The organism is Candidatus Acidulodesulfobacterium acidiphilum (assembly GCA_008534395.1).
Taxonomy (GTDB): Bacteria; SZUA-79; SZUA-79; order Acidulodesulfobacterales; family Acidulodesulfobacteraceae; genus Acidulodesulfobacterium_A; species Acidulodesulfobacterium_A acidiphilum.
In genome coordinates this window covers 116,686-134,745 of the sequence record SHMQ01000001.1, presented here as the reverse complement: position 1 = coordinate 134,745, position 18,060 = coordinate 116,686, and the positions used below count along the sequence as shown (strand labels likewise).

The window sequence follows — 18,060 nt, the reverse complement described above, 5'->3', positions numbered from 1 at the left end:
GCAATATGATTATTATAGATAAACACGATATAAAATCGGACGATTTTATAAATTCGGCGGAAAATATTAAAACTTCGGGAAAATATCTGCTTGGTATAGCGGTTGCGGATGAAAGAGTTGTTAATTCTAAATTCAGCGTCAGATATTTTTTTGGAGGAACGGGGGGCATAGAGGAATATTGCGTAAAAACCGAAGATAGTTTTCGTTCTATATCTAAAATATGTCCTGCGGCAAAAATGTACGAGCGCGAGATATACGATTTATTCGGACTTTTACCGGAAGGACACCCTGACCTAAGGCCGTTAATGCTTTATCCCGAAAACTGGGATTCCTCAATTCATCCTTTGAGAAAAGATTATAACGGCGTAATTCCCGAAATGAAAAAATACGGCGAGTATAAGTTTAAAGAGGTTCTGGGGGAAGGCATTTTTAACGTATTGGTAGGACCGGTCCATGCGGGCATTATAGAGCCGGGACATTTTAGGTTTTCGCTCGCGGGAGAGCCGGTTTTACAGTTAGAAATAAGGCATTTTTGGAAACACAGGGGCGTTGAAAAAATTTGCGAAGGCAAAGATTTCAAGGAAACTCTGGATATAATTTCAAAAATTTCAGGAGACAATAACGTCAATATCGCCATAAGCTACCTTGAAGCCGCTGAAAGCATCTTAAATATAGAAATAACCGAAAGGGTTAAATATATCAGGGTAATTCTTGCGGAGCTCGAAAGAATGTGGAACTATGTGCGGGACGTTGCTTGGATTTTTATGGATATAGGATTTGCCCTGCCGGCGCAGAATTTGTTTGCTCTGCAGGAAGAGCTGATGAGGCTCAATAAAAATTTAAGCGGACACAGATTTTTGTTCAATTCACTAACGGTAGGCGGCGTAAATTTAGACCTTGATTCTAAGAAACTTAAGTCAATAGAGGAAGCAGTCGGGAAAGTAGAAAATATTATAAAAGAATCGGAAGAATTTATTTTAAGTTCTTCTTCGGTTTTAGACAGGCTGGAGTTTACAGGAAAAATTAACAAAAAAACGGCCGAAGAACTTTCTCTTTGCGGTATTAGCGCAAGGGCATCCGGATTGTCGCGCGATACAAGAATTGAATATCCTTATCTTGCATACGGAAGTTTAAATTTAAAGCCTGTTATTCTTGAAGGCGGAGACGTTTTTTCGAGAACCGCTTTAAGAATTAAAGAAATTTATCTTTCAAAAGAAATAATTTCGAATTTAGCCTCTAATATGCCGGAAGGAAATATTTGCGTTCAATATGAAAGCAAACCTGAAGCATACGGTTATGCAATCGGCAATTCCGAAACTTCAAGGGGCAACGCTTTTTTTTATATAATGGCAGACGATAAAGGGAAGATATTCAGGCTTAAATATATAGACCCGTCGTTCAGGATTTGGCCTTCTATTCAGTACGGAGTATTGGGAAATATAATTGCGGACTTCCCTTTAATAAACAAAAGCCTGAATCTTTCATACGCCGGAAACGATATGTGATAGGAAAAGGTGTCAGATAAGAAGGAGATTGATAAGGAAAAGGTGTCAGATTTATTTTTTTTACGAAACAGTCGTTTAGCATAGAAAGCGAAAGCGTTTGCAAAAAAAATTAATCTGACACCTTTTCCGCAGAAGGAGATTGATAATATATGTTTTTTAAAAAATTGTTATTTAAAAATAAGACTCAGAATATAGCCCCTGAAAGCGAAAACGGATCGGTTTTAATTAAAGGCGATGAATTAAAACGTACCGTCGACGAAATATTCGGGAGAAGTTTATTCGTCAGGCTTGTGGACAGCGGTTCCTGCAACGCCTGCGAAACCGAACTTTCCGCGCTTTCAAATCCTTATTACGATCTGGAAAGATTCGGCATAAAATTCGTCGCTTCCCCTAAACATGCGGACGTTCTTATAGTAACGGGATGCGTAACCAGAAATATGCTTAATCCGCTTTTAAAAACATACGAAAATATTCCTTCGCCTAAGTTCGTTATTACCGCAGGCGACTGTGCCGAAACCGGCGGACCTTTTAAAGATTCATATTCCGTTTGCGGTCCTGTTTCAAAATATTTAAACGCCGCAGTTCACGTCAAAGGATGCCCTCCTGAACCCGAAGCGGTAATATCGGCATTTTTAAAATTCATGGATATCCTAAAGTCCGGCAAAAATTCCTAAAAAACTCTTGACATTATACCTAAGTATAAGGTGTACAATAATTATAATGAGTATAATAAAGCTGCATCTTAACTTAAGTAAAAGGAGAAAAAAATGAAAAAGATTAAAATTAACGTCGAAGGTATGACCTGCGAACACTGCGTTACGTCTTTAAATAAAGCGGTAAATAAAGTAGGGGGGGTTATTAAAGTAGATACGTCTTTAGCTAAAAAAGAAAGTTTAATTTTAGCGGCGGACGACATAAAGATCGAAGATATCAAAAAAAGCATAGAAAATGCCGGATATAAACCGTTATCGCATGAAGCCGTTAATGTTTCGGAAGCCGAATTAGAAGCAAGCGGAACGGAAACCGGCAATAGTGCCGAAAAAAACCATAATTACGATTACGATTTGATAGTAATAGGGGGAGGTTCCGCCGCATTTTCCGCCGCTATTAAATTTGCTGACGAAGGCAAAAAAGTTTGCGTTATCGAAAACTGGGTTATAGGCGGCACATGCCTTAACAGAGGATGCGTTCCGTCGAAACATCTTTTGGAAGCCGCCAGAATATATTACGAACCGATAAACAACAAATTTAAAGGCATAGAAACAAAAAAGGGGCGCATTGACGTAAAAGAACTTATAAAAGTTAAAACCGAACTTCTCGACGAGCTCAGGGAAATGAAATATTATAACGTATTAAAAGGTTACGGCAATATTACATTTATAGAAGGAAGAGGAAGTTTTGCGTCAAAAAAAACTGTGAAAGTCGTTCCAAACGATAAAAATAAAAAATCTTTCAATATTACTTCGGATAAGTTTATTATCGCTACCGGTTCAAAAAACCAGATAATAAATATCGAAGGCTTAGAAGAAGTAGGCTATATAACGAATGAAGAGATTTTAAAACTTGATTATTTGCCGGAAACTTTATTAATACTGGGTACAAGGGCTGTATCTTTAGAATTTGCGCAGATGTTTAGAAGGTTCGGTTCAAGAGTCGTAGTGATTGGGCGTTCATACAGAATTTTGCTTAACGAAGAGCCTGAAATTTCGGAATCGCTTATAGAAATTCTAAAAAAAGAAGGAATAGAATTTTTACTGAATTCAAATATTAGCAGGCTTTATAAAGAGAACGGCAAAAAATTTGCAGAAATTAAGACCGAAGCAGGTATTAAAAATATAAATTTCGACGAATTTTTAATGGCGACAGGAGTTATCGGCAATACCGACGGTTTAAATTTAAATATAGTCGGCGTGGAAACAGACGAACACGGTTTCGTAAAAGTGAACGACGAATTGCAAACGGCTAATCCTGATATTTATGCCTGCGGAGACGTAACCGGTTTAACGAGGTTAGTTACGACTGCAGCTTACGACGGAAAAATTGCCGCAGAAAATATGTTGCACGTGAAACATTTAAAAGTCGATTATTCTGCAGTTGCCCATACGATATTTACTGATCCGGAAGTGTCGTCCGTAGGGTTGACCGAAGAAGCGGCGCTCAAAGCGGGATACGAAGTAATAAAAACCGTTTTTCCCGTAGAATACGTTCCAAAAGCAAGGTCTATTTTTAAAACCGACGGAGTAATAAAGATGATAGCCGATAAAAAAACCGGCAGGGTTTTAGGCGTCCATATGGTTGCGCATAACTCGTCGGAAACTATTCAGCAGGCAAGCGTTTATCTCCAAAACGCTTACACTATTCAGCAGATAGGCGAAGAAATAGGCGTTTATCCTACTATGGCGGAAGGACTTAAGTTAGCGGCTCAAACATTTACGAAAGACGTCAGCAAACTCAGCTGTTGCGCGTAAATAAATAATTATGTTGCAAGTTTTGGGTTTACATGCTAAGTTTACAATCGCTTTTATTTATGATATTATACTCCTTAAATTTTAAGGAGTATAATCCTTGTTTTTTAATAGAATCATTTTAAATCATCTTAAGAAGCGTTTAAATACTTTCCGATAGTCATGCTTACCTAATCGACACTTTCACGCATTTATGTTATATAATTATATTATTATTCTTGCTATAAAAATAAGAGAGTAAAAAATAAATATTTTAGCCAGATGGAAAAGACGGATAAATTGATTTTGCGTTTGACCGAAGAAGCTAAAGGCAGGCAGGGTTCTTTGCTTTATATATTGAACGGCATAAACAAAGAGCTGGGTTATATACCCGAAGAAGCCCTGCTGCATACGGCTGAAAACCTCAATATCTCTAAAGCTGAAGTTTACGGTTTCCTTAGCTTTTTCAAGAATTATAAAACGGATGCCGAAGTTGGCGATATTTACCGTAAAATAGTCGTTTGCCGGTCCGAAAGCTGCGAAGCATCCGGCTCAAAGCAATTAATAGAGCATATAAAAGCAAGCTTAAATCTGGATTTTGGCAAATACAGTCCCGACGGAAAATATTTTTTGGATTATGTTTATTGTTTCGGACATTGCGCCGCTTCCCCCGCAGTAGAGGTGGACGGCATACTTTACGAAAAAGTAAATCCAAAGGTTTTCGATAAAATTATTAAAACCTTTGATTCTAATAAATTAGAAGAACCTGCCGAACTTAAAGCTACTGACGTCGTAAAAAAAGAAGCACCGGTCAAATCTCTTATATTTAAAAGGTGCGGATATATAAATCCTTTGTCCGTGAGCGATTATTTAAATAACGACGACGGATTTAAGACATTAAGGAGAGTCATAGAAGAAATTAAATCTAAAGGGGACGAAGGAAAATTATTATTAATTAACGCACTAAAACAGTCGAAACTCAGAGGCAGGGGAGGAGCGGGATTTCCCGCAGGTATTAAATGGGAAACGGTGTTTAAAGAAAAATCAGACGTTAAATATATAATATGTAATGCCGACGAAGGCGATTCCGGCGCTTATGCCGATAGGATGATTCTTGAAAGCGACCCAATGTCCATTATGGAGGGAATGATTATAGCCGGATTAATAACGGGCGCAGAATACGGCTATATTTATTTAAGGGCAGAATATGCGGCGGCTAAGTCGGTAATCGAAAGCGCCATTGCTTTATTGAAAGACGGCGGCTATCTCGGCGACGATATTTTAGGTTCAGGCTTTAAATTTTATATAGATTTAATAACCGGAGCAGGAAGTTACGTCTGCGGAGAAGAAACCGCCCTTATGGAAAGCATAGAAAATAAAAGGGGAACGGTAAGACAGAGACCGCCTGTGCCGGCGGTCAGCGGCTTATACGGGAAGCCCACCGTTATTAATAACGTATTGACGTTTGCCTATGCCGTTTATATTCTTAAAGGTAATTCTAATTTAGAATACTTCCTATCTTTAGGTACGGAAAATTCTAAAGGTACTATGCCTTTTCAGGTTTCGGGAGCGGTTAAAAATCCGGGAATTTTTGAGATTCCATTCGGAGTTACATTGAAAGAACTTTTAGAACTTGCGGAAGCCGATGTTAATGCCAAAGCAGTTCAGGTAGGAGGACCTCTCGGCGCTTACTTTCCTTTAAGCGAAGAGTTTTTGGATTTGAATCTTTCCTATGAAGGCGTATCTATGAAAAACGGACTGCTTGGACATGGAGGAGTCGTGGTTTTTGGCGGCGAAACCGATTTTAAATACAGGCTGTTAAATGCTTTGGATTTTTTTATCGACGAATCGTGCGGAAAATGCGCTCCTTGCAGAATAGGAACGGTACGGCTGAAAGAACTGCTTGATAGAGTTTTAAAGAAACAAAATACGGAAGAGAATTTAACAATAATAGACGAAATTCTTGATTCTATGAAATATTTGTCTTTGTGCGCTTTCGGAGCAGGAGTTCATATGCCCGTAAAGAGCCTTTTAACTTATTTTAAGAATGAAATTATATAATAATGAATGGCGAAAAAGAAAATAATTCCGAAAAAATAACGATAGAAATCGACGGTAAAACCGTTAAAACAGATAACGGGATTACCGTGCTTCGTGCGGCAAAACAAAACGGAATTTATATTCCGGCGCTTTGCGATTATAAAGGTTTATTGCCGTACGGCTCATGCAGGCTTTGCGGAGTTATAGTAGAAGGAAGAAAAGGATATTTTGCTTCGTGTTCTTTATACGCCGAAGACGGCATGAAAATTAAGACTGTTTCCGACGAACTTTTTTCTTTAAAAAAGACTTTAATGGAACTTTATCTGTCCGACCATCCGAACGACTGCCTGACATGTTTTAAAAACGGCCTTTGCGAACTTCAAACTGCGGCATCTTATTTCGGATTAAACGGAATAAGATTCAGGGGTAAAAGCCATTTAAATCTGCCTATAGACGATTCAAATCCATATTTTTTATTTGACCCTAAAAGATGCGTAGTCTGCGCAAGGTGCGTCAGGGCTTGCGCAGAAATTCAAGGTAATTTTGCCCTTACCGTTGCGGGAAGAGGTTTTAATTCCTTAATAAAAGCAGGCTGGGGTAAAGAAAATAGCTTTTTCGACTCCGAATGCGTTTCTTGCGGCGCCTGCGTAAAAGCATGTCCTACGGGCGCTCTTATCGAAAAAGGAATAGCGGATTACGGCAAGCCTTTTAAAAGTACCGGAACTACATGCGGTTACTGCGGCGTCGGATGCTCGTTTAACATAGAAACGAAAGGAGATAAAATTATTAGGGCGGTTCCTGCCGACGATAGCCTTTCAAACTTCGGACGCTCCTGTATTAAAGGCAGGTTTTCTTTCGGCTACGTCAAAAGCGCGGATAGGCTTAAGCGCCCGCTTATAAGGGAAAATATAGATTTGCCTTTCAGAGAGGTTTCGTGGGAAGAAGCCTTTAGCTTTATCGCCGAAAGATTTAAAAATATACAACTTAAATACGGAACAAATGCTATAGGCGCAATCAGTTCGTCGAGATGTACAAACGAAGAAAACTACTTAATGCAAAAACTTGTAAGGGCGGTTTTTCATAATAACAACATCGACACTTGCGCAAGGGTATGTCATCAGCCTACCGGTTACGGCCTTGGCGTAGCTTTTGGAACCGGCGCGGGAACGCAGGATTTAAGCTCTGTTTTACATTCGGACGTTATAATGGTAATAGGTTCTAATCCCACGGAAGCTCATCCCGTAGTGGGTTCTTTTATCAGGCAGGCAGGACGTTCCGGAGCAAAACTTATAGTAATAGACCCAAGGAAAACGGAGGTTGCAAAATCGCCCCACATAGCAGCGCGTTATCATTTAAGACCGCTTCCCGGAACTAACGTAATGCTTCTTAATTCTATGGCGCACTATATTTTAAAAGAAAATTTAATTAAAAAAGATTTTATTGATTCAATGTGCGACGAAGAATCCTTTAAGTTGTGGGCTGATTTTATACTTGACGAATCGAACTCTCCGGAAACCGCGTCGAAAATTAGCGGCGTTCCTGTTGAATATATCGAGGGAGCTGCCCGGCTTTATGCGGAAGCGTCAGCCGCATCTATTTTTTACGGTCTCGGCGTAACCGAACATCTGCAGGGTTCTACCGGAGTTCTTGCAATAGCGAATTTAGCTATGGCGACGGGGAATATCGGCAGACAAGGCACGGGCGTCTCTCCTTTAAGGGGGCAGAACAACGTGCAGGGAGCGGCGGACATGGGAGCGGAGCCTTCGACCCTGCCAGGTTACAGACATATTTCCGACGAAAAGTCGAGGACTTTATTTGAACGAATATGGAACGTAAAATTGGACGATGTATCCGGCATGAGGCTTCCCGATATGTTAAGGGGCGGATTGGACGGCAGATTTAAAGGCATATATATTATGGGAGAAGACATCGTTCAAACGGACCCCGACTCAAACAGAATAATAGAATCTTTAAGAAATATGGATACTGTAGTCGTTCACGATCTGTTTAAAACCGTCACTGCCGAATACGCTCATGCCATACTCCCCGGCTCATCCTTTTTAGAAAAAGACGGCACTTTTACAAACTGGGAAAGGAGGATGCAGAGGGTAAGAAAAGTAATAGAACCCTTAGCCGGTTTGCAGGACTGGCAGGTAATAGCAGGACTTTCAAAATCACTGGGTTATAACATGTACTATTATAATCCTGCGGAAATAATGGATGAAATTGCAATTACTACGCCACAGTTTTCGGGACTCAGCTATGAATTGCTGGATAATAAAGGCTCTGTCCAGTGGCCGGTCAATTCCGAAAATCCGCAAGGTACGCCTATTTTACACACAGAGAAGTTCGTAAGGGGCAAAGGCAGGTTTTCTATTACGAAACATATCGGTTCCAAAGATGCTATATCGGAAGAATATCCTTTTATTTTAACGACCGTAAGAAATCTTTACCAGTATAACTGTTCAAATAATACCCGCAGAAGTTTTAACAGCTTATGGTATGGGCAGGACATATTGGAAATTTCCCAAGAAGATGCCGAAAAGTTATTAATAGAAGACGGCAGTTTAGTTGCCGTAAAAAGCAAAAAAGGTTCGGTTACGCTTCACGCAAAAATCAGCAAAAGAGTTATGAAAGGAGTAGTTGCCACCACTTTTCATTTTCCGGAACTAAAAACCAACGTTTTAACCAGCGAATATGCCGACTGGTCAACAGAAACTCCGGAATATAAAGTAACTGCGGTTTCTATAAGCAAAGCCGATACGCCTTTTGCTTCAAGGAATTATAATCCTTTATTTAAAGGGGACGAAGAAATTAAATCGATGTTTTTAGACATCTGCAGGATTTTTGCTCCGTATCCCCCCGAAATTGCGGCGGAAGAAATTCAAAACCACGTTAATAAATACTGGGAGCCGTTTTTACGCAAAAAACTTTTTGAAATTTACGCCTGCGACGAAAGCACTTTTAAAACCGCTATAAAAAAAGCTATAAGCTAAAATAAGATTTAACTTCAATCCAAAATGCGGTTATTTTGCAAAATTTAACTTCTTTGATTGTTTTTTAATAATATCAAATTGCCAGGCAAGTTCAGTGATTATTTGGCTATTAGACGTGATAGTGATTTTTCCCAATAAATCTTCCCTATGTGAAATTATCCCTATAGATAATTCTTCGGATATTGCAAAACTGGCATACGGCAGCATTTTATCTAATTCGTTTTGAAAAACGTAAAATACATTAATATTGTTTTTTGCTTGTTCCTCCATAATTTCTTTCATTTTGGTAAAATCGTCCTCATTCTTTAAAATAAATATTCGTTCGATATGAACGCCTCTTTTTGCCTGCCTGTAATTTTGTTGCGTATGTTCGGTAACATCCTTGCCGTATCCCCAATAAAACGGTTCTATAAGATTGCTTGCAACCTTAAACGACTGCCCTGGTTTTAATTCTTTCAATACAATTAATTTAGCGGCGTAAATATCGTGAAAAATAAAATCTCCGCCTTTTTCAGCCTGTTTTAAGAGGATATGAATTTTTTCAAAATCTTCTATAGCTATTTTAGTCGGAATATCCGATTTTTTCTTTTTGAGTTTATTATACAACAATATAGTTTCATTAATTGCGATTTGTTCCCTGAGGGGAAGCTCCAGCGACGGAAAAGCCGCTTTTAATCTTTTTTCAAGATTATCGATGGCTATTACAATTTCCGCAAGGATAGCGGCTAATGCAAAAGCCAATACGATTACTATTTTTGTGGAAACGTTTAAATGGAAATATGCGCCTAACCAAAATGTGAGAACTATAAACAAAATACCGAATATTCCTATTAACAGGCGCAAAAATAAAATCCTTGACATTACATTATCCTCTTAATATTTAATAAATATATACTATTAAATGATAATACGTATATTATGCAAGATTTATTTATTATAATAATTTAAACAATTTCATTAAATAACCGAAACCGCAAACATTAAAATGCCGAGTATAATTATAAACGTACCTTGATAAATTCTCAATGTTTTAGCTGCGGAATTTTTTGAAATATAAGCTCCGGCTTTAGAGCCGATTAATGCACCTATTCCTAATGGTATAATATAAACCGCAAGGTTAAAAGGGTTTTTAATGTAGTAAAAATGAATTAGTCCTCCGATTAAAGAAATTATCGCCATAATCGATATTATAGTTGAAAATGCAATTCTTGGCGGTATCTGCTCAACGGCAGTCAAAAAAGTTCCCGTTATTCCCCCTATGCCGATTCCTATAAATCCAGAAACTAATCCGGCGATTAAGGAAAAAACATTTATTGCAAGAGGGCTTTTTATTTCATAATCATATGTTGTTCCATTCGTTTCTTTATGTTTTTTTCTAATATGCCCGCTAAAATAACTTTTACTTTTTATTTTACTATTATTTAACGTATCTTCAGCTTGTTTATCGGAATAATTAGTTTTAATTGCCGCCTGTTTTTTTGTCGCAATCAGAGAAAATATTCCTATGCCTATTACTATTATCGAAAAAATCCATTTAAATTGGTTTGTCGGAATGTAATTGCTTAAAATTGAACCTGCTATAATGCCCATTAACGCAGGAATTAAAACCATTATAAAAAGATGCTTGTCTAAAGCCCCGTCTTTGTAAAAAACGTATGAGCCTCCGGCAGTGCTTATCATTATCGTAAAAAGAGACAAGCCGCTTGATTCTAACGGCGATAAATGCATATAGAATATAAAAAACGGAACTAATAATATCCCGCCCCCGATGCCTATAGTGTTTCCGACGACACCGACTAAAAGAGCGGTTATGAAAAGCGTGAAATATATAAAAATCAGATTTAAAGAATAATACATATTTATATTCTTCTGCGAGTATTCAATTTATAGCGCAAAATAATTATTGCTTGAATTTGTCAACTAAACTATGAAATTATTTAATTAATATTAAGTAAAATAACAGAAGGCAAAGCAGTTCGTTAAGTAAAAACAGTTTTACCGACCACTTATGCAGACTGTTAAATCCTTTTCTTTTCGGGTCGTCTTGCGGCGTTTCGTCTATTGAGCCCATTTGTTGTTTCAAAATATTTAATTTTTTGGAAACGAAGTTTTCGGAAAACAGAAGTATAATAAGTATTATTAAAGGAAGAACGAAGATGCTTAATGAGGCATCATTTTTTGCGTATAATATATAGCCGGTAACTATCATTACAGCCTGAGTAATATATCCGAGTATGGAAAATTTGCCGAGAAGGGCGCCTACCATATTGCCGGCTTCGTGTCTCGATTTTAGCGTTTTAAAGATATACGGCGCGGCTATATAGCCTATAAATATACTTGAACCGAAAAAAATCGATAAACATAAAGAATAAACATATAATAAAATATTTAAATACATTTGTTGCCTCCAAAATTAATTATAGTAATTTTTAAAATCATGCCGAAATTATTTATGCTTAATTAATTGTCTATTTATCATTGAAATTTTAAAATGTTTAGCATTGGACAATCGTCGTTATCCGTTTTTTTTGCTTCGCATTGGGATATAAGATTTAAAAGCTCTTTTCGTATGAGGTTTAACGAATAAATTCTTTTATCGATTTCAGCTACTTTTTCCTGAGCCAGTTTCTTGACTCTGGCGCAGGTATTGTTTTTGTCATTGTCTATCGAAAAAATTTCAGATATCTGTTTTAGCGAAAATCCTATTTCTTTCGCATGTTTTATAAAACGTAAAACTTCTACCGATTTTTCCGGATATATCCTGTAACCTGCTTCGTTAGTAGCCGGTTTTTCTATTAATCCTATCCGCTCGTAATATCTTACTGTCTGAACGTTTAAGCCCGCCTCTTTTGCCAACTGTCCTATAGTCATTTTTATTTAGATTTATTTATTATTTTAAATTTTGCTATCAGCCTGAAATTATCTTTTTTGCCGTCGATATAATCCGTTTTATAATAAAGGGTTTTGTCTAAGATAGCTCTTTTCGATTTATATCTAAAGGATTCTATATTTTTAATTTCTTCAGTTTTTGACAGAAATAAATATATATAGGTATCGTTTTTTAAGTCTATATTTTCTATTAAGCGGCTAATTTCTCCTGCGTTAAAAGCGGCACGCGTTATTATAGCCGATACTCCTTCATAATCTTTATAATTAAAAATATTAACATTTAAACATTTAAAATTGTTAAGACCCAATTTTCTTGCCGCGTTTTTTTGAAAATTGCACTTTTTTAATACAGATTCTATGGAAATAATTTTCAAATCAGGCATTAATAAATTAATAATAATTCCTGGAAAACCTGCTCCCGAACCTATATCTAAAATGTAACCATTTGTATTTAAAATTTTTAATAAATATGAACTGTCTATAACATGCTTTTTAATAAAACCTTCTATATCGGTTACGGTTGTTAAATTTATTTTTTTATTCCATTCCAAAAGCTCTTCGTAGTATAAATAAATTTTATCGATTTTTTCTTTTAAATTTTCGATATTGTATTTATTGCCTGAAGGTAAAATACCGTAAGTTAATAAATAATCGTAAACTCTATCGGTAAATATATCCTTTGAAGAAGCATAGCTCATAATTTAAATAATTTAAACGCCATTATATTATACATAATATCAAATACTGCAATCATGTTTATGTTTCACGTGAAACTGATGAAATATTAAGAAATTTTTGCATTATTTCATATTTTTCTTCTTTGGATAATTGCATGTCCGCCATGTTAAACAATATCTGCTCTTCTTTATCTATATGCTCGGATAAAAGTTTAAAAAAAGCAAATCCGTCGTTTAAAAGCGAATTAAACTCTTTTGTATTTTGATAATCCTTAATTTTAGATTTAAATTCCGAGGAAATTTCCCTGCTTTGTTTATGTTCTAACAGCATTACGTGAATTGGACCTGTTTCAATTCCGATATATTTTCCGAGAACGGGAAACAGACCGTCCTCTTCTTTTTTAAAATGAACTTCTAAGTCTTTGTCTATAAAAGCGGTTATTTCGTTAAGCTGATTTATTAAGTTATTTCTTAGACCTTCGGATGATACTTTGCCTATTTTTTTTAAATATTCTTCAAGATTATTCAATACGCTTCTTACGATTTCATGATCGCTCTTTAAGGCGACAATGGGATCAATTGAAGAGGTTTCCATTATAATATCCTCCTATAGAATTTTTTTTAGGTGTCGGTTGTTGATAAAAAAGTTTATCTTTTGCTAATTTATTTGTGCATACGACTACAATATAATTAGTTTATATAATTAATGATACATCAAAGATTATATTCTATCAATAAAAAATTAAAATAAAATTTTATTACCTTTATCCGTATAAATTGTGATATAATTATAAATAATTTATTTATTAAATTTAATTTGAGGAATTAAAACATGGCTGAAGTACAGGGTTGCGAACTTCCTGAAGATTTATATTACGACGTCGAAAAAGATACTTGGGCAAAACCTTTAGGAGATAATATCGTTATGCTTGGAATGACGGACGTTGCGCAAACGCAGGCGGGCAAGATACTACATGTTACTTTCAAAAAAGTCGGCAGTATAGTTCAAAAAAGAGGTAATACCGCTACGATAGAAAGCGGAAAATGGGTAGGACCTATTCCATCTCCGGTATCGGGCGAAATCATCGAAGTAAACGAAGCGCTCCTGAAAGACCCTCTTTTATTAAATTTATCTCCATATACCGATGCATGGGTAAGCAAAGTAAAAGCTTCGGACATAAACGAATTAAAAACTTTACTGACAGGAAAAGAAGCCGTGGAAAAATACAAGGAAAAAATAATAAAAGATCAGATTCAGTGCATGAGATGTTCAAGCCAGTAATAAGATTAACTTTATAAATTTTTTTATGGAGAATAAAAAACACGACGTCATACTGCTCGTTTCAAAATGGTGCGAGGAATGTGTTCCCGCAGATAACGCTTGGAAAAGATTGGCAGAGGAAAGAAAAGATTTTAATTACAGGTCGTTAGACGTTTCTGAACCTGAGGGGAGGAGGCTTTCTATAGAATTATATGTTAGAAGCGTTCCTACAACGTTAATTGACGGGAAACTTGCATTCGTCGGCATACCTACTAAGGAAGAGGCATCGGAATTGATTGATTTGTCATAATTGCCGTATAGATTAATTTGATATAATTATTTATTTAAAATCTTGGGAGTTTTAGAATGGCGAAAATAGCTATTATAGTTTTAGAAGGACCGTCGCAAGAAGAGTCGGTCGCAAAAATAAGGCATGCTATGATTTATTCCAAAGAGATAAAGTTATCAGGAAATGAAATAACGCTAATCTTTGACGGCAACGGCACAAAGTGGCTCGATATTATTTCAAACGAAACCTCTAAATTCGATTTTCTGAATAAACTTTTTAAAGAAATCACAGAAATGGGTATTATATATAAAGCATGCGGCTTTTGTTCCACAAGGAAGGAAGTCAAAGAAAGCTTGTCCGCAAAAAATATTCAGTTTTTATCGGAGTTCGAGGGGCATCCCGACGTAGGAAAACTTATAAACGACGGTTGGCAAATAATCGTTATTTAAAGACTTTATAAACATAAAATATTATAATTTAAAACGGTGATTAAAAATGAAAAAAATAAACATAGAAGTCGGCGGTATGACCTGCGAACACTGCGTAGCAAGAGTTACTAAGTTTGTAAAAAACGTAAAAGGCGTAGTTGACGTTAATACATCGTTGAAAGAAAATAAATCTTATATAGAGGCAAACGACGACGTATCGGTTGATTCTATAAAATCGGCTATAGAAGATGCCGGTTATAAGCCTGGCAAATATGAGATTAAATAAAGTTGATTAAATAAAGTAAATTATAAATTCAGCAAATAACTTTTAAGATTAAGAAAACAGTCTTTAAGCAATTGTTGGCTATGTGAAGATTTGGAAAGCATAATGCATCCTTCAAACGATGCTATTATGAAACTTGCAAGACTTTTAACGTCGGTATTTTTATCTATTATTTTTTTTGATACGGCGTTTTCTAAAGCTTTTTCTATATAACTCCGCCATAAATCTATAACTTCGTTTATATGTTTGGCTAAAATATCGTCTTTTGCGGACAGTTCAAGCATTAAATTGCCGACGGGGCATCCGTTTTTAGCTAAATTTTTAGCATTTTTATTATAAATGTCGTCGATAACTTTAATTATGGCGGAAATCGGATTTTCCGTATTGCTAATACCGCCCCAATTGTCCGCATATGCGGGTTTAATGACTTCTTCTATTACCGCGGCGGCAATATCCCGTTTTGATATAAAGTAATAATAAATGCATCCCTTGGTTGCATTAATTTTATCGAGTATATCTTGAATGCCCGTGCCTTCATACCCTTTTTCTAAAAGAAGGTTGTATGCGGCATCTATTATTTCTTCTCTTTTAAGCAATTTTAATTTCCTAAAAATGTCTAATCCGCTTTAATTTTAGTTAAGATTTCCAATTATAAACTTAAAAATAACTTTATACTAAGTTTGTTATAATTTTATAATTATATGCGGATTAGACGTAAAAATAAACTAAAAAGTTATCGGCTGGTATCCGTCGGCCATAAATCCGGCTATTGCCTGTCCTGCGTGAACTAGTTCCATTTTCTTGCTTGTCAAAATAGGAGCGATGCCGTATCCTTCGGCTATTGCAACGCATGCATGAGGCACGATATTATTGGCGAGAACCTGTTCATACGCTTCAAGTATTTCTTTGTCATCCGTTTTTGCGATAAATTCTTCTACCGGACCGAAAAATACGAGTTTCACGTCTTCAAACGCTCCGCCGTTTTTTGTTCTCCATGCAAAATTAAGCCCTACTTTCACTTTTGCTGAATCGTTGCCGCCCGATAAGATCATTACTAAAGCTTTTGCTTTCGACATAATAAATCCTCCTTTAAATTATAATAAGTTTTGTTTTAAGCAGGTAATACAAACATACCAACCAGTCTGTATTATATATCGGTAATATAAAAAAGTCAAATTAAATTTATTATGAAATTATTATAGAACGTAAAAAATTTAAAAAATAAGAAAAGGACGGTTACAATAGGTTTACAAATATACAATATAGATTTCAAAATAATTCTCCGACCGTTTTTTTAAAATAATGCCGAACGGTCGGAGAATTTTTAATTAAGCGCAAACTGCGCTTATTTGCACTCCTTTCAGGAATAGCAAGAATCCTTTAAGCCGTAATCTTTGTTAATTAATGAATAAAATTCTTCTGCCGGAATTTCTGCGAACATCGGCGCATCATACACCTTTTTCATAAAAGTCACCTCCTTTTGTTATTCGTTGTTATAAATATATTTTTTGCTTAAAAGCGTTTGAATTAATTTATCAAAGTCTTTTTTTGCTTCCTGGTAGGTTACGTTAAATTCCTGCATTATAGTTGACAATATATCTTCGTTAGTCGTACTTCCGTCGCATAAAGATAAAATTTTATAGGATATTTCGTTAAGTTTATAAATATCGCCGGTTTCGTTATCAAAAAAAATATAGTACGTTTCGTCTTGTTTTATCGACACCGTATCCGCAAGTTTTAGCATTTCGTCATTCCTTTTGAGAATTATTTTTATATCCAGCACTGAGGGTCTTTTGAATTGAAATCGTGATTATAATAATAGCTTATTGCTTTGCATCCGCCGCATCTATCGGACTTAGCGCAATTATTGCATTCGTTTTCACCGTTCCTTTTTCTTAAATTCCATAAGATATCTGAATTATACCATACTTTAAATAGTCCGTCCGTTAAGATATTTCCGAGCGGAAGATAAAGCCTTCTGCATGGGAGCATCGTGCCGTCATGCAATATACATAAGGACGATAAACCTATAGGACAATATCCGCCGGTATTTTCGTCTATCAGGTTCCATAACGGACGCGACGTCGAAAGTTTGGTATTGGAATTTTTGAATTCGATTTTCGATTTTTCGTAAACGTCGGTATATATTTTTTTTAACTCTTCCGCTTCGATGAAAAATTCGTCTTTTTCCTTATCGTTCATAGTAGTCATTCTTTCTACCGTTAAAGCGTCTATATTAAGCGAAGCTGCAAGTTCCGGCATTTTAGAAGCCGATGCGGTATTTTTTTTATGAAGCGTAAACATCAAAACCGTTTTTATTCCCGAATTTTTTAACATTGTAACCGCGCTTACCGTTTTTAAAAAAGTTCCCTCCCCCCTTATTGCATCATGTGTTTTTTCATCGTGACCGTCAAGCGACACCTGAATTTCTGATAATTTTTTATAAGTTTTCAGTTTTTCGATTAACTTATCAGTCATTAAAGTTCCGTTTGTCAGAACTGCGATGTTTTTAAAATTATCCGAATTTTCAATTAAATCCATTAAATAGAAAAGTCCTTCAGGTTTTAAAAAAGGTTCGCCGCCGGTCAGAGAAACATAACATTTCATATTCCATTTAGCCATTGCTGCGTCTAATTTTTTAAATATAGCGTTCAGAATATCGAAATCGATGTTTTTATTGCTGTAACCGTTTTGATAGCAATGTTTGCATCTTAAATTGCATGAATCTATAAAATGCCATTGCACGTAAAATTCTTTATCAGGTTTTTTATTATTATAAACATCCATATTTAAATAATACAGTATATTTTTAAATTTTCAATTCATCTAAAATATTTCAAATTATTTTCAAATTTACATTGCAAAAAAAATGAATATCCCAAATCCCGATTAAGAAATTTAATACCACTAAAACCTAACTTATTTTTTTTATTTTTATATGCGGTACTGTAAAAATAATTTTATTTTGACTCAAAAAAAACTGTTAAAGGAAACAATGTTTATAGACACGAACATAGGCCTTCCTTATCGCTATTGGTTGCTTTTTTATACCGGCAAGCATGTTCGTATCATGTGCCGAATTGTCAAAAATTGATACGAATTGATTTTGTTAAGACGCCTTATCCTTTATTATTTTATTTCGGAAATATTGTCGTCATAAAGGATAAGGCGTTAGTTTTGTATGCGCAAACTGCGCATTAAAAACAAGCTCTGCAAGTATGACATGAATTTATATTTCCATAGTTTTT

Annotated in this window: 19 protein-coding genes; 9 read left to right on the top strand and 10 right to left on the bottom strand. The window is 35.7% G+C overall.

From position 1 onward, the window contains the following. The first annotated feature begins 5 nt into the window (after positions 1–5). From EVJ48_00755 to EVJ48_00735, 5 genes are all read left to right on the top strand, one after another. On the top strand, positions 6–1,505 hold the full coding sequence (locus EVJ48_00755; GenBank protein RZV40574.1) for a proton-conducting membrane transporter: 1,500 nt from the start codon (positions 6–8) through the stop codon (positions 1,503–1,505). Positions 1,506–1,654: 149 nt separating this feature from the next. After that, a complete protein-coding gene (gene nuoB, locus EVJ48_00750) occupies positions 1,655–2,179 on the top strand; it encodes an NADH-quinone oxidoreductase subunit NuoB (protein ID RZV40484.1) in 525 nt (174 codons plus the stop codon). Between the two features lie 93 nt (positions 2,180–2,272). Further along, entirely contained in the window at positions 2,273–3,973 is a 1,701-nt protein-coding gene (gene merA / locus EVJ48_00745) for a mercury(II) reductase (GenBank protein ID RZV40483.1), read from the top strand. 258 nt (positions 3,974–4,231) lie between these two features. Further along, positions 4,232–6,010 (top strand): formate dehydrogenase, encoded by a 1,779-nt coding sequence (locus tag EVJ48_00740; protein RZV40482.1) that lies wholly within the window; start codon positions 4,232–4,234, stop codon positions 6,008–6,010. 2 nt (positions 6,011–6,012) lie between these two features. Beyond that, on the top strand, positions 6,013–8,985 hold the full coding sequence (locus tag EVJ48_00735) for a formate dehydrogenase subunit alpha (protein ID RZV40481.1): 2,973 nt from the start codon (positions 6,013–6,015) through the stop codon (positions 8,983–8,985). Positions 8,986–9,015: 30 nt separating this feature from the next. Here the strand turns inward: EVJ48_00735 and EVJ48_00730 are convergent, their stop codons facing one another. From EVJ48_00730 to EVJ48_00705, 6 genes are all read right to left on the bottom strand, one after another. Further along, the gene (locus tag EVJ48_00730) at positions 9,016–9,846 is read right to left on the bottom strand and encodes a hypothetical protein (protein RZV40480.1); all 831 of its coding nucleotides are present in this window, start codon (positions 9,844–9,846) and stop codon (positions 9,016–9,018) included. 96 nt (positions 9,847–9,942) lie between these two features. After that, a complete protein-coding gene (locus EVJ48_00725; protein RZV40479.1) occupies positions 9,943–10,842 on the bottom strand; it encodes a sulfite exporter TauE/SafE family protein in 900 nt (299 codons plus the stop codon). Between the two features lie 76 nt (positions 10,843–10,918). Next, complete coding sequence (locus EVJ48_00720) at positions 10,919–11,383, bottom strand: DUF4149 domain-containing protein (protein ID RZV40478.1); 465 nt, start codon at positions 11,381–11,383, stop codon at positions 10,919–10,921. Positions 11,384–11,460: 77 nt separating this feature from the next. Further along, entirely contained in the window at positions 11,461–11,856 is a 396-nt protein-coding gene (locus EVJ48_00715) for a heavy metal-responsive transcriptional regulator (protein RZV40477.1), read from the bottom strand. Between the two features lie 2 nt (positions 11,857–11,858). After that, complete coding sequence (rsmG, locus tag EVJ48_00710; GenBank protein ID RZV40476.1) at positions 11,859–12,572, bottom strand: 16S rRNA (guanine(527)-N(7))-methyltransferase RsmG; 714 nt, start codon at positions 12,570–12,572, stop codon at positions 11,859–11,861. A 58-nt stretch (positions 12,573–12,630) separates the two neighbouring features. Continuing rightward, the gene (locus EVJ48_00705) at positions 12,631–13,146 is read right to left on the bottom strand and encodes a hemerythrin domain-containing protein (protein ID RZV40475.1); all 516 of its coding nucleotides are present in this window, start codon (positions 13,144–13,146) and stop codon (positions 12,631–12,633) included. Positions 13,147–13,383: 237 nt separating this feature from the next. Between EVJ48_00705 and gcvH the strand changes: the two genes are divergently transcribed. Genes gcvH through EVJ48_00685 form a run of 4 tightly spaced genes read left to right on the top strand, consistent with a single transcriptional unit; the run spans position 13,384 to position 14,815 of the window. Then, positions 13,384–13,833: a glycine cleavage system protein GcvH gene (gene gcvH, locus EVJ48_00700; protein RZV40474.1), complete on the top strand. Its 450-nt coding sequence runs from the start codon at positions 13,384–13,386 to the stop codon at positions 13,831–13,833. A 25-nt stretch (positions 13,834–13,858) separates the two neighbouring features. Then, on the top strand, positions 13,859–14,122 hold the full coding sequence (locus tag EVJ48_00695) for a thioredoxin family protein (protein ID RZV40473.1): 264 nt from the start codon (positions 13,859–13,861) through the stop codon (positions 14,120–14,122). Between the two features lie 56 nt (positions 14,123–14,178). Then, entirely contained in the window at positions 14,179–14,550 is a 372-nt protein-coding gene (locus EVJ48_00690) for a hypothetical protein (protein ID RZV40472.1), read from the top strand. Positions 14,551–14,596: 46 nt separating this feature from the next. Continuing rightward, positions 14,597–14,815, top strand: coding sequence for a heavy-metal-associated domain-containing protein (locus EVJ48_00685; protein ID RZV40471.1), 219 nt, complete (start codon positions 14,597–14,599; stop codon positions 14,813–14,815). 20 nt (positions 14,816–14,835) lie between these two features. Here the strand turns inward: EVJ48_00685 and EVJ48_00680 are convergent, their stop codons facing one another. The 4 genes from EVJ48_00680 to EVJ48_00665 all read right to left on the bottom strand — a co-directional run bounded on the left by EVJ48_00680 (position 14,836) and on the right by EVJ48_00665 (position 17,599). Further along, complete coding sequence (locus EVJ48_00680) at positions 14,836–15,408, bottom strand: TetR/AcrR family transcriptional regulator (protein ID RZV40470.1); 573 nt, start codon at positions 15,406–15,408, stop codon at positions 14,836–14,838. 129 nt (positions 15,409–15,537) lie between these two features. Then, positions 15,538–15,888 (bottom strand): hypothetical protein, encoded by a 351-nt coding sequence (locus EVJ48_00675; protein ID RZV40469.1) that lies wholly within the window; start codon positions 15,886–15,888, stop codon positions 15,538–15,540. 407 nt (positions 15,889–16,295) lie between these two features. Beyond that, entirely contained in the window at positions 16,296–16,556 is a 261-nt protein-coding gene (locus EVJ48_00670; GenBank protein RZV40468.1) for a PqqD family protein, read from the bottom strand. Between the two features lie 26 nt (positions 16,557–16,582). Then, positions 16,583–17,599, bottom strand: coding sequence for a radical SAM protein (locus EVJ48_00665; protein ID RZV40467.1), 1,017 nt, complete (start codon positions 17,597–17,599; stop codon positions 16,583–16,585). Positions 17,600–18,060: the final 461 nt, after the last annotated feature.

Bases quoted from the DNA above. Each gene is read 5' to 3' on its own strand.
- EVJ48_00740 (RZV40482.1), top strand. From the start codon at position 4,232: ATGGAAAAGACGGATAAATTGATTTTGCGTTTGACCGAAGAAGCTAAA.
- rsmG (RZV40476.1), bottom strand. From the start codon at position 12,572: ATGAGCTATGCTTCTTCAAAGGATATATTTACCGATAGAGTTTACGAT.
- EVJ48_00695 (RZV40473.1), top strand. From the start codon at position 13,859: ATGGAGAATAAAAAACACGACGTCATACTGCTCGTTTCAAAATGGTGC.
- EVJ48_00725 (RZV40479.1), bottom strand. From the start codon at position 10,842: ATGTATTATTCTTTAAATCTGATTTTTATATATTTCACGCTTTTCATA.
- EVJ48_00720 (RZV40478.1), bottom strand. From the start codon at position 11,383: ATGTATTTAAATATTTTATTATATGTTTATTCTTTATGTTTATCGATT.
- EVJ48_00670 (RZV40468.1), bottom strand. From the start codon at position 16,556: ATGCTAAAACTTGCGGATACGGTGTCGATAAAACAAGACGAAACGTAC.
- EVJ48_00685 (RZV40471.1), top strand. From the start codon at position 14,597: ATGAAAAAAATAAACATAGAAGTCGGCGGTATGACCTGCGAACACTGC.
- EVJ48_00665 (RZV40467.1), bottom strand. From the start codon at position 17,599: ATGGATGTTTATAATAATAAAAAACCTGATAAAGAATTTTACGTGCAA.
- EVJ48_00690 (RZV40472.1), top strand. From the start codon at position 14,179: ATGGCGAAAATAGCTATTATAGTTTTAGAAGGACCGTCGCAAGAAGAG.
- nuoB (RZV40484.1), top strand. From the start codon at position 1,655: ATGTTTTTTAAAAAATTGTTATTTAAAAATAAGACTCAGAATATAGCC.
- EVJ48_00705 (RZV40475.1), bottom strand. From the start codon at position 13,146: ATGGAAACCTCTTCAATTGATCCCATTGTCGCCTTAAAGAGCGATCAT.
- merA (RZV40483.1), top strand. From the start codon at position 2,273: ATGAAAAAGATTAAAATTAACGTCGAAGGTATGACCTGCGAACACTGC.
- gcvH (RZV40474.1), top strand. From the start codon at position 13,384: ATGGCTGAAGTACAGGGTTGCGAACTTCCTGAAGATTTATATTACGAC.
- EVJ48_00755 (RZV40574.1), top strand. From the start codon at position 6: ATGATTATTATAGATAAACACGATATAAAATCGGACGATTTTATAAAT.
- EVJ48_00675 (RZV40469.1), bottom strand. From the start codon at position 15,888: ATGTCGAAAGCAAAAGCTTTAGTAATGATCTTATCGGGCGGCAACGAT.
- EVJ48_00715 (RZV40477.1), bottom strand. From the start codon at position 11,856: ATGACTATAGGACAGTTGGCAAAAGAGGCGGGCTTAAACGTTCAGACA.
- EVJ48_00735 (RZV40481.1), top strand. From the start codon at position 6,013: ATGAATGGCGAAAAAGAAAATAATTCCGAAAAAATAACGATAGAAATC.
- EVJ48_00730 (RZV40480.1), bottom strand. From the start codon at position 9,846: ATGTCAAGGATTTTATTTTTGCGCCTGTTAATAGGAATATTCGGTATT.